The following is a 9,652-nucleotide window of genomic DNA, read 5'->3' as shown; positions in this document are numbered from 1 at the left end:
CCCGCGCCCGGGCCTACAACGAAAGGCCCTAGGATTGGAGGCGGCTGGCATGCCCAGGCCCATCTGGAGTGGTTCGTTGTCCTTCGGGCTGCTCAACGTTCCGGTGTCCCTCATGTCCGGCGAGCGTCGCATGGATCTGAGCTTTCGCATGTTGGACGCACGAAACAAAAAGCCCATTCGCTACGAGCGGGTCAACGCCGAAACCGGCGAAGAAGTGCCTTGGAAGGACATCGTCAAAGCCTTTGAATACGACAAGGGCAGCTACGTCGTCATAGAGAAAGAAGACATCGCCGCGGCCGCCCCCGAGACGCACGAGTCCATCGACGTGGAGGCCTTTGTCGACGCCGAGAGCATCGGGCTGAGGTTCTTCGAAAAGCCCTACATCTTGGTGCCCGGCAAGAAGGCCGAAAAGGGCTATGTCCTGCTCCGAGAGACCCTGAAGGAAACCGGCAAGGTGGGCATCGCCAGGGTGGTCATCCGCACGCGCGAATACATTTGCGCGGTGATGCCCGAAGGCGATGCGTTGATCATGATCCTGCTTCGCTACCCGCAGGAGTTGGTGGCTCCGGACGAATACAAACTGCCGCAGGGGGGGGCGTCGGACTACCGGGTTGCGCCCAAAGAGCTCGAAATGGCCAAGCAGCTGATTGAGAGCATGACCTCTGAGTGGGAGCCGGACAGCTACCAGGACGAGTTCCGCGAGCGCCTGTCCGACATCATCAAGAAGCGGGTGAAGCAGGCCGGAGCCACGACCACCTTCGAGGAACCGGAACATCGCGAGGACTCGGCGACCAACGTGGTGGACTTCATGGCGCTGCTCCAGAAGAGCTTGGAAACCAACAAGCGCACCCCGGCGAAAGCAACGCCGGTGAAGACCGCCTCCAAGTCCTCCACCAAAGACAGCAAGCCTGCCAAGAAGGCCGCCATAAAGAAGGCCCCAGCAAAGAAAGCCGCAAAGAAAGCCCCCGCCAAGAAGGCTCTAAAGAGCGCCTGATCACCCAAGGAGAATCCCATGAGCGACGACAAGAAGAACACCGGCAGCCCGGACCGCGACCGCATCAACGTCAACGAAGACTACGAACTCCAGTATTGGACCAAGGCGCTGGGCGTGTCCGCCGACGAGCTCCGGGCCGCCGTCAAAGCCGTGGGCCCCACCGCTGCGGCCGTTCGCAAGCACCTGGGCAAGTAACGAGGAGCCGTCATGTCCTTGGTCGAATACCGCCGCAAGCGCCGCTTTGACCAGACCAAGGAGCCGGAGCCTGGCAAAGCGCTGCCCCAAGGGCCGCGCGCCATTTTCGTGGTCCAACTCCACCACGCCAGCCGCCGGCACTACGACTTCCGGCTGCAAATCGGCGACGCCCTGAAGAGTTGGGCCGTCCCCAAAGGCCCCAGTTACGACCCCAAGGTCAAGCGCATGGCCGTGGAAGTAGAAGACCATCCCGTCGACTACGCCAGCTTCGAAGGCGAGATCCCCAAAGGGCAATACGGTGGTGGGCACGTGGCCCAGTTTGATCACGGCGTCTGGGCCACCCAAGGAGACCCAGAGGCACAACTTGCCAAGGGTCACCTGCGCTTCGAGCTGTTTGGCACCAAGCTCAAAGGCGGGTGGCACCTGGTCCGCTCCGGCAAGCCTGCCCGTCAGCCGCAGTGGCTGTTGTTCAAGGACGACGATGCGTATGCGAGCGATCTGGAAGCGGACGATCTGCTCGCCGATGTGTCGGCGGCCCCAACGGCAGACATCAGGAGGGCCGGCGGCGGTAAAGCCGACAAGAAGAAGCTCAAAGCCCTCCCTGCAAAGCGTGCGCGACGGAAGAACTGGGCCAAGAAGGCCTTGGTCCTGCCCAAAGCGAAAGAGGCGGCTCCGCCTTCCGGCCCCTTCGAGCCCCAGTTGGCCACGCTGGGGGAGGCCCCGCCGCAGGGCGACCAATGGGTCCATGAGATCAAGTGGGACGGGTATCGGATCCTCGCAACGGTCGCCGATGGGGCCGTCCGGCTCTGGTCCCGCAACGCGTTGGAGTGGACCGACAAGATCCCCGAGATACGCGACGCCGTGGCGGAGTTGGGCCTTACCTCTGCTGCCTTGGATGGCGAACTCATCGCCGGATCGGGCACCAAGGAGGACTTCAACCTGCTCCAGGCGACATTGTCCGGGGAGCGGCAAGGCGCGCTGGCCTACGCGCTCTTCGACCTGCTCTACATCGATGGCGTGGACGTGGCCGCAGCACCTCTGTTGGAGCGCAAGGCGCTCCTGCAGGAGCTGCTGGCGGGCCAGGCCGGCCACTTGGCCTTCAGCTCTCACGTCCAAGGCGACGGCAACGAAGCCTACCGCCTGGCTGGCGAACAGCACTTTGAAGGCATCATTTCCAAGCGCGCCGATCGCGGCTACCACCTCGGCCGCAGCGACGACTGGCGCAAGACCAAGCAGCTGGCCAGCGACGAGTTCGCCGTGGTCGGTTACACGGCCCCCAAGGGCAGCCGCAGCGGCTTTGGCTCGCTTTTACTGGCCAAGCCCGACGCCAAACACGGTTGGCTCTACGTGGGCCGGGTGGGCACCGGGTTCTCCGACGCCTTGATCAAGGACGTGAGCAAGAGGATCCAAGGGGGAGGCAAGAAGCCGACGGCCTACGTGCCCACCGAGGACACCGATCTTCGCTCTGCCACGTGGTTCGAGCCGCGCTTCGTGGTGGAGGTGTTCTATCGCGGCATCGGGGGGCAGCAACTGCTGCGCCAAGCCTCCTTGAAAGCCGTGCGGGCCGACAAGGAAGTGAATGATTTGGCGGATTCGGATCGCGCCGCCCCGGCGAAACCGGCCCGTGGCAAACGGGCATCGGCGGCGTCTTCTGCCCGCAAGACCGCCGCAACGCCTCAAGTCGAACGCGTGCCCCCCAAACTGTCCTCCCCGAGCAAGGTCCTTTTCCCTGGCGACGGCTATACGAAGCAAGACGTTTGGGATTACTACTCGGCAGTGATGGATCACCTGCTGCCCGAGGTGATCAACCGGCCCTTGTCGATCATTCGCTGTCCCGCCGGCACTGGCAAGCCTTGCTTCTTCCAAAAGCACCACACCGCCGGGCTGGAGCTGGTGGACTCGGTCAAGCTGAAGGAGGACAGCGGCATCAACGCCCACTACCTCGTAGTGCGCGACGCGGCCAGCTTGCTGGAGCTGGTCCAGTTCAATGCCCTGGAGTTCCATCCGTGGGGAAGCCACGCGGAGGAGCCTGACCGTGCCGACCGGGTGGTATTCGATCTAGACCCCGGCCCAGATGTGCCTTTCGCGGAGGTAAAAAAGGCTGCCACTGATATCCGGAAGCTTCTGGCCCAACTAGAGCTGGAGTCCTTCCTGCGGGTATCTGGAGGCAAGGGCCTTCATGTCGTGGTGCCCTTGAATCCCGGGTGCGACTGGGACCTGACCAAGCGCTTCGCCAAAGGATTCGCCGACGCGTTGGCCCAGTCGGAACCTCAGCGGTTCTTGGCCACCGCCACCAAAGCCCTTCGAAACAAGCGGATCTTTGTCGACTACCTGCGTAACGGTCGAGGTGCCACCGCAGCGGCGTCGTATTCCCTGCGGGGTAGACCGGGCGCGCCTGTCGCGATGCCTCTGGCGTGGAGCGAGCTGCCAAACCTCAAACGGGCTGACGCGTTCACGATCAAGGACGTGCCGGGCAAGCTGAAACGTCGCCGCAAGGATCCCTGGGAGGGCATCGATGCGTTGAAGCAGAACTTGTCGAAATGGGCCCGAAACGACTAGCCGCTATCCCCGCGGTCGTGTCCGAGCGTAGACGGGCAGACGCGAGCGTCGTTGGCAGCTGCCGAGCACGTGATGAGCACGCGGGCTTGATGCCGGCTCCTGTCCAATGAGCCTCATGCAGTGCGATGCTCCCGCTCCGACCCCGGTGACCGTCTGGACCATCGGGCATTCCACTCGACCTTGGGACGAGTTCTTACACCTGCTGTTCGCACAAGGCATCTCGGCGATCGCGGACGTGCGTCGTTTCCCAGGATCGCGTCGTCACCCTTGGTTCGCATCCGAGCAGATGGCTAAAACGCTGCCAGCGCACGGCGTGGAGTATCTTTGGATTCCTGAACTGGGCGGGCGGCGCAAGGTGCAGCCGGATTCGCCCAATGGTGCGTGGGACAACGCCGCGTTTCAGGGCTACGCAGACCACATGGCGACCGCCGAGTTCGCCGGCGGGCTATCGAAGGTGCTTGCACTGGGGGGCGAACATCGGACCGCGCTGATGTGCGCGGAGGCACCGTGGTGGCGTTGCCACCGACGTCTCATCTCCGACCTGCTGACGCACCGGGGCCATGAGGTGCTGCACATCGTGTCCCACGCCGAACCCAAACCGCATCCGCTGAACCCGATGGCGCAGGCCGTCGGGCCAGCGCTTGTCTACCCACCGGCTCAGACGGAGCTGTTCTGAACCAACCAGTAGGGCGATCGCGTGTCGGGCCCGCCCGGCGCATTTTCTCCCTATCGAAGCTATGCGGACATGTCGGCTGCCTTGCAGTTGGCGCGCGCTTGCCGCACGGTGTTGTTGATAGACGACGGGCAGCCGCGCAACCCTGCCTGAATCGGCTTAGGCGGTCGTCCCTGGTCCCAGCTTCAGGTAATGGATCGGAGGCTGCCCCGTCAGAAAGTTGGCGTTCTCCTGAGGGATTCAGACTGGCTTTCGATCTTCATGTCTGCCATGAAGTAGTCTGGGATGGATGGTGAAGCGCAGGTTAGAAAACGATGCAAGGGGGAGGGGAGTGAGGAGTGCTCAGTATGATTCGCTTTGCAGCGCGCTCGATAGGATACATGGACAGCAAGCGCTGACGGATTTCGCCTCGGATTGGGGCCTCCACCGCAGTCCCAGCGAGGATGGCACAGTGGAGGTATGGAAAGGCGCGGCGATGGGGGCCGGCGTTGAGATCTTGTTGCTTCCGCCCGTGTCCGCTTCCAGCGACTGGGCCATCTCGACGCTGGTCACGGTCGGAGGCCGGGTCGAGCATGTCAGGCGGCGTCCGTTTCGGATCTGACGAAGAGTGGCTGCTAAACGCCTACCACGGCTTTCCTTGGTGCAGCCAATACTGGGTCAGCAGGGAGGCGGTGCGTCGGTTCGTCGACGTCGACGCCAAGCCAGGATCTGTCCCACCACGGCCGTGAGCAGCAGCAGGGCATTGGTCACCACAAACACCGTTGACCCCAAAAGTGCACTGTAGGCGGTGAACAGGGTCGACGCGGTCATCTGACCGACAAACAGCCATTTGGAGACCGTTTCCGGATGGGGAGACTGCCACTGTTTGATCATTTGCCGGACCAACGTGGCTATCAACACGGCGGTTGCAGTCCAGCCAAGAACATCAGGATGCATGGCCGCTCACCCGTCCTTTGGGTCGTGGACAGTTGAACCGTCTTGGCCGTGCGCCGGGCGCTTATGAGGCTCCTCAATGATTTCCTTGTTGAGGATGCGAACCTCGCCCACCATCAGCAGGCGCATGTCGCGCACGATGTAGTCGGCCAACGCCTTATCGGTGATGTCATCACCGGCGATGTCCAGCCGGAAGCCTTGGCCCTGAATCCCGCCCCCGTTGCTGAAATCAATCTCGAAATCAAAGCACACCCGCTTCTCCATGTTGCCCTCTCCATCGGTGAGACTGGGCGGCACTGAAAGGCCGCTTACTACGCTTAGAAGGCGATCATCGGCGTAAGGAGGGCAGCCCACAACTGGCCCCATGCCCGGATCTGAGGGCAGGCTCTCTGCCGTTCCCGCTTTCGGCGGTCGTAGAGTTTCATGTCCGCGCGATTGATGGTATCGGCCACCGATTCCGAGGGCCGACCAATGGCGCAACCGCCGGAAAAAGCGGATCGGTGCAGGTCAGCGTGGCCGAAATAGTGCGGCGGGCGTTGAACGATTTCTGACCGTGCCAGCACCCGTGGTGGTGCCCGTGTGCGACAAGATCCTGGCTTGCGGACACTACATCCACGGTCGCCAGTGGAAGCACCCGGAAACCCTCCGGGCCGTGTTTGAAAGTCGGCTCTACCTGCACCCGGCTGATCCGTCTGACGACACCGCAAGCGCTTGGAACTGGGTCAAGGCATGCTCGCCAGCGCAAGTGTGGACGCGCATGGGGGCTCCAACCCCAGCAGAGCTTGAGCGGGTCATACAGGCCGATACGAAGGCCCGAGATGCATTGCTTGCTCCGCGCTTGGAACTATCCGAGGAAGAAACGAGGCGATGCTTTGACGTTCGATTGATCGCCGGACTGGCCATGACCGTCGCCCGGAAAGGATGGCCAGGGGCGCCATTGATGCATGGCGCGTATGGCCGCCACTGGATCATCGAATCGACCGCGAGAAAGAGGGAAGATATCCTTCTGCAGGACATCGGATTGCGTGTCTGGGCCGAGACGATGGCCATGAAGGCCAATCGCGCCACCCAGCAGGCTGCATCCGATAAGACACGGGGCTCCGAAGGGTTCTTGGTGACGCACGAGGTGGGGAACTGCTGAAGCCGCTCCTGGGGCGCCCCCGGTAGCCGCTTTACTTTCGACGATTGCACGGTAGAACCTGGGGATGGACACGAAAACCACCCCCAGCATCACGGAGCTTCTCGAAACCTTTGAGCCCGAGGCGTGGGCCTCGCCCCCGACGTCGACCATCGCCAACCACGTTCAACGCACGTTGGGCGAGGGCGACCATCACCCTGCGCAGGTTCTCCAGGCTGCCGTGGCGTTTCTCCAGCAGCCGGTGGAAGGCGTGGACGGGTTTGGGGACCTGACCTGGGTCGCAGGGCCTGCCGAGCAGGGGTGGCCCTGGGTGAGGTTGGCGCTGGACTACGACGGCGAGAAAGCGGAGCTGGCGATGCTGGGGCCCATCACCCCGGAGAGCGTGGATGCCGCGCTTCACGACGAAAACAACGAACGCATCAGCGGGATCGTGCTGGACTACATCGATGAGCAGCTCGATGAAGAGGACCGCGCCGACACTCTGGCAGCCATCGCGATGGACGGGGTGGCGTTTCGCGAGCGCCAGCACCACGCTGAGCACCTCCAGCAGACCTGCGGTCGGCAAGCCTTCCTGGACGAAGCCGTGGAGAAAGGCGATTTGAAGCTGCTCCAGGCAGCATTGGGCCTGGGGGCGGCCGTCAATGCGCCGCGGATCGGCGGCAACACCGCGCTGCACGAGGCGATAGAGCGGGGGCACACGGGCTTGGTTGACCCCCTCCTTGAGGCTGGGCGCGGGTCAACGTCTTCAACCATGCCGGCATGACCCCGCTCCATTTGGCGTCCGACAAAGGCGGCACGGAAAGCTGCTTGCGGTTGATCGCCGAGGGCGTGGACGTGACGCTGAGTGACTTCCAGGGGCGAAGCCCCGTGGCACTGGCCCAGGGGAAGCCGGGGTTGAGCCGTTGAGGGTTTACAGTGGTCTCGCAAAACGGCAGGATCGGGGTTTGACCAACCCCAAGGGAAAACCGTGGCACTGACGCTCGAAGAAATCCGCAAGAAAAAGGCCGAAGCGGAGGCCTTGGTGGCCGAAATGGAAAAGGCCGAAGGCGACGCGCTGGCGGCCGAAGCAGTGGCCAGCTTTGCTGGCGTCTACGAGACCTTGCAGCAGTTTGGGCCGCATTACACGACCAAGCAGAAGAACGATCTGAAGGCGCTGCTGGAGCCGCGCCACGCTGCCACAACCAAGACGGGCACGAGCCGCCCTCCCAAGTTCCAAATCCCGGACGGCACCACCTGGGCAGGCACTGGCCGGCAACCCAGCGCTTTCCTCGCGTGGGCAGAAACCGCTGAAGGGAAGGCGTGGAAAAAGAAACACCCGGACCAAGAATGGCCGGCGCATCCGTTCAAGGCCTGATCGGATTTTCAGCGTTGCAGACAAAGCCCCGGTTTTCCGGGGCTTTTTTGTGGGCGTTGAACCAAGGCAAGGCAGAGCGGGGGCTGGGGCGGGAGCCCCGGCCCTGGGCCGTTCCTCCCCGGAGGGGGCTTTTCAGGCGCGGCCCCGGGCCGCGTTCTTTTAAAGTGCGTTGGAAAAAGGGCGGGTGGGGCCTCGGCTTCCACCGGGCCCGGTGCTGGGCGGGAAATGTGCTGCGGTTCAAGTTTTCCGGCGATCTGCGGCCCTTATGGCGGTTTTGATATTTAGTCGATAAAACGTAGGGTGAAAGTATTGCGATTTTTTTGAGGGGGCTTAGTTTGAGTGGGTAGTGAGGGAATGCCCCCTCTTCAAAGGTTTTCTAATGATTGCTTGCGCTATTGGCCGGTCAGGCTTTGTTGCCCTTGGTTATCGGGGGGTCTTCTAATGGCCCACCACCACGCCAGGCCCCTCCAACTCAAGTCGGGCGAATGGGGCGCCCGGGTGCCCGCCCCGAATGTTCGGAACGGCGACAGGCTCACTGTGGTTGCCCGGAGCGGCAGCTCCTGGGAAGCCGTGGTGGTCGGCGTGGTTTGGCAAGGCCCGGAGGCCGCGATTTGTCAAACCGCCCGGGGGCTCATGCGGTGTGGGTGCTGCGGGGAAGTGGGGCAGAAAGGGGCCTATCCCTTCTCAACGTATCCGGCAGAAATGCAGCGTTGCGACGATTGCGGGGGTTCGGCATGAAGCCCCCAGCAACGCGTCGCCGCCGCTATTTCGCCTATCAACGCCGCTCGGGGTCCACGTGCTACTTCGACAAAGCCATGCATGCCCACCTGCAGCGGTATCCGCACACCATCGGCCATTACCAGCTCACGCGCTTCCTGGGCACCTCCGCGTTGCTGACCGCTGAAGAGGCGGCCGCCCAAGGATGGATGGCCAAGCCCAGCCGGAGGACCGCATGACAAGGCGCTACGTCCTCTGGCCCTCACAAGCAGGGTTCGAATGAAAGAGTTGATTGAAATCGAGAACGCCGGTTACCGCCACCGGGTCAAATACATGTGCGACTCAGAAGATGGCTTTGGCGTAGTGACTCGCCAGGAATACAGCTACCTCAAAGATGGGATTGTGGTCTGGAGTCAAGAGTTTCCGGCGGGCGTTTCGTTTCGCGAGATGGCCCTCGTTTTTATGGATTCGGGGTTGTATGTAAGAGCAGACCTGAAGGAGAAGAGGAGGAGCGGATGAGCCGCTACACGCTACAACCCAAGCGGAACAACATGCCACTTGTGGAGACCATCCACGAAACGTGGATTGACGCGCCTAGCAAAGCCGCGTTTCAAGCCCTGGCCGCCGCGCAAGGCCTGAGCATGCGCGCTGCACTGGCCCAGCTCATCGAGCAACACGCCCAGATTCGAGAACCGTTTTCCCCTCGATGCCCGACGCCGTGGGCCGGAGAGGCAAAGGGGCGAGAGCGCTATAAAACCGCGCTTCCCAGTGTGCAGGTGGCTCCCCAGGTCGCCATGGCCCTGCTCATCGACGCCAACCGAATCGGCATTCGTCAGCCAGAAGCCGTTCGCCAGTTGGTCTGGCGATGCATCCACGCCAGCGCTTGACGAATCGGACTCCCTTTTGGGGGGGGGATGGAGCCAAGGACAGCCACGCGGACGCTGGGTCTGAAGCCTCGGCGCTGGGTCTTTCCTCCCCGAAGGGGGCTTTTCAGGCGCGGCCCAGGCCGCGTTCTTTTGAGCTCTTGAAGAGAAAAAGGCAACGTCAAAAGCAGCATGAAGCAAAAGCGCATTGGGGGAAGGGCGGGGG

At 62.6% G+C, this 9,652-nt stretch carries 12 protein-coding genes; 10 read left to right on the top strand and 2 right to left on the bottom strand.

What is annotated here, in order from left to right:
- The first annotated feature begins 49 nt into the window (after positions 1-49).
- The 4 genes from O0J73_RS19615 to O0J73_RS19600 all read left to right on the top strand — a co-directional run bounded on the left by O0J73_RS19615 (position 50) and on the right by O0J73_RS19600 (position 4,424).
- Positions 50-994 (top strand): Ku protein, encoded by a 945-nt coding sequence (locus tag O0J73_RS19615; RefSeq protein ID WP_024957538.1) that lies wholly within the window; start codon positions 50-52, stop codon positions 992-994.
- An 18-nt stretch (positions 995-1,012) separates the two neighbouring features.
- Positions 1,013-1,189, top strand: coding sequence for a DUF3606 domain-containing protein (locus tag O0J73_RS19610; RefSeq protein WP_008266817.1), 177 nt, complete (start codon positions 1,013-1,015; stop codon positions 1,187-1,189).
- A gap of 12 nt (positions 1,190-1,201) precedes the next feature.
- Positions 1,202-3,748, top strand: a complete 2,547-nt coding sequence (ligD, locus tag O0J73_RS19605; protein ID WP_308309424.1) for a DNA ligase D — start codon at positions 1,202-1,204, stop codon at positions 3,746-3,748.
- A 106-nt stretch (positions 3,749-3,854) separates the two neighbouring features.
- The gene (locus O0J73_RS19600; protein ID WP_024957540.1) at positions 3,855-4,424 is read left to right on the top strand and encodes a DUF488 domain-containing protein; all 570 of its coding nucleotides are present in this window, start codon (positions 3,855-3,857) and stop codon (positions 4,422-4,424) included.
- Between the two features lie 654 nt (positions 4,425-5,078).
- On the opposite strand, the gene O0J73_RS19595 is transcribed toward O0J73_RS19600, so the two are convergent.
- Positions 5,079-5,357 (bottom strand): hypothetical protein, encoded by a 279-nt coding sequence (locus O0J73_RS19595; RefSeq protein ID WP_080354857.1) that lies wholly within the window; start codon positions 5,355-5,357, stop codon positions 5,079-5,081.
- 6 nt (positions 5,358-5,363) lie between these two features.
- A complete protein-coding gene (locus tag O0J73_RS19590) occupies positions 5,364-5,618 on the bottom strand; it encodes a hypothetical protein (RefSeq protein ID WP_049427005.1) in 255 nt (84 codons plus the stop codon).
- 313 nt (positions 5,619-5,931) lie between these two features.
- Between O0J73_RS19590 and O0J73_RS19585 the strand changes: the two genes are divergently transcribed.
- The 6 genes from O0J73_RS19585 to O0J73_RS19560 all read left to right on the top strand — a co-directional run bounded on the left by O0J73_RS19585 (position 5,932) and on the right by O0J73_RS19560 (position 9,450).
- Complete coding sequence (locus tag O0J73_RS19585; protein WP_146264675.1) at positions 5,932-6,495, top strand: hypothetical protein; 564 nt, start codon at positions 5,932-5,934, stop codon at positions 6,493-6,495.
- Positions 6,496-6,559: 64 nt separating this feature from the next.
- Positions 6,560-7,255 carry an ankyrin repeat domain-containing protein gene (locus O0J73_RS19580; RefSeq protein WP_049427010.1) on the top strand — a complete coding sequence of 232 codons (696 nt, stop codon included), beginning with the start codon at positions 6,560-6,562 and terminating at the stop codon, positions 7,253-7,255.
- A gap of 204 nt (positions 7,256-7,459) precedes the next feature.
- On the top strand, positions 7,460-7,846 hold the full coding sequence (locus tag O0J73_RS19575) for an H-NS family nucleoid-associated regulatory protein (RefSeq protein WP_049427012.1): 387 nt from the start codon (positions 7,460-7,462) through the stop codon (positions 7,844-7,846).
- Positions 7,847-8,580: 734 nt separating this feature from the next.
- Positions 8,581-8,802 carry a hypothetical protein gene (locus O0J73_RS19570; protein ID WP_049427013.1) on the top strand — a complete coding sequence of 74 codons (222 nt, stop codon included), beginning with the start codon at positions 8,581-8,583 and terminating at the stop codon, positions 8,800-8,802.
- Positions 8,803-8,842: 40 nt separating this feature from the next.
- Positions 8,843-9,082 (top strand): hypothetical protein, encoded by a 240-nt coding sequence (locus O0J73_RS19565; protein ID WP_040008402.1) that lies wholly within the window; start codon positions 8,843-8,845, stop codon positions 9,080-9,082.
- Positions 9,079-9,450 carry a hypothetical protein gene (locus tag O0J73_RS19560; RefSeq protein ID WP_049427014.1) on the top strand — a complete coding sequence of 124 codons (372 nt, stop codon included), beginning with the start codon at positions 9,079-9,081 and terminating at the stop codon, positions 9,448-9,450. Before O0J73_RS19565 ends, O0J73_RS19560 begins: the two co-directional genes overlap by 4 nt.
- Positions 9,451-9,652 lie beyond the last annotated feature (202 nt).

This window comes from Stenotrophomonas sp. Sm6012 (genome assembly GCF_030985895.1).
Classification (GTDB): Bacteria; Pseudomonadota; Gammaproteobacteria; order Xanthomonadales; family Xanthomonadaceae; genus Stenotrophomonas; species Stenotrophomonas forensis.
Note: the sequence above shows the minus strand (reverse complement) of the source record. Positions and strands in the feature narration are given on the sequence as shown.

Coding starts and splice junctions, on each gene's coding strand:
- O0J73_RS19615 (WP_024957538.1), top strand. CDS start 50: ATGCCCAGGCCCATCTGGAGTGGTTCGTTGTCCTTCGGGCTGCTCAAC.
- O0J73_RS19610 (WP_008266817.1), top strand. CDS start 1,013: ATGAGCGACGACAAGAAGAACACCGGCAGCCCGGACCGCGACCGCATC.
- ligD (WP_308309424.1), top strand. CDS start 1,202: ATGTCCTTGGTCGAATACCGCCGCAAGCGCCGCTTTGACCAGACCAAG.
- O0J73_RS19600 (WP_024957540.1), top strand. CDS start 3,855: ATGAGCCTCATGCAGTGCGATGCTCCCGCTCCGACCCCGGTGACCGTC.
- O0J73_RS19595 (WP_080354857.1), bottom strand. CDS start 5,357: ATGCATCCTGATGTTCTTGGCTGGACTGCAACCGCCGTGTTGATAGCC.
- O0J73_RS19590 (WP_049427005.1), bottom strand. CDS start 5,618: ATGGAGAAGCGGGTGTGCTTTGATTTCGAGATTGATTTCAGCAACGGG.
- O0J73_RS19580 (WP_049427010.1), top strand. CDS start 6,560: ATGGACACGAAAACCACCCCCAGCATCACGGAGCTTCTCGAAACCTTT.
- O0J73_RS19570 (WP_049427013.1), top strand. CDS start 8,581: ATGAAGCCCCCAGCAACGCGTCGCCGCCGCTATTTCGCCTATCAACGC.
- O0J73_RS19565 (WP_040008402.1), top strand. CDS start 8,843: ATGAAAGAGTTGATTGAAATCGAGAACGCCGGTTACCGCCACCGGGTC.
- O0J73_RS19560 (WP_049427014.1), top strand. CDS start 9,079: ATGAGCCGCTACACGCTACAACCCAAGCGGAACAACATGCCACTTGTG.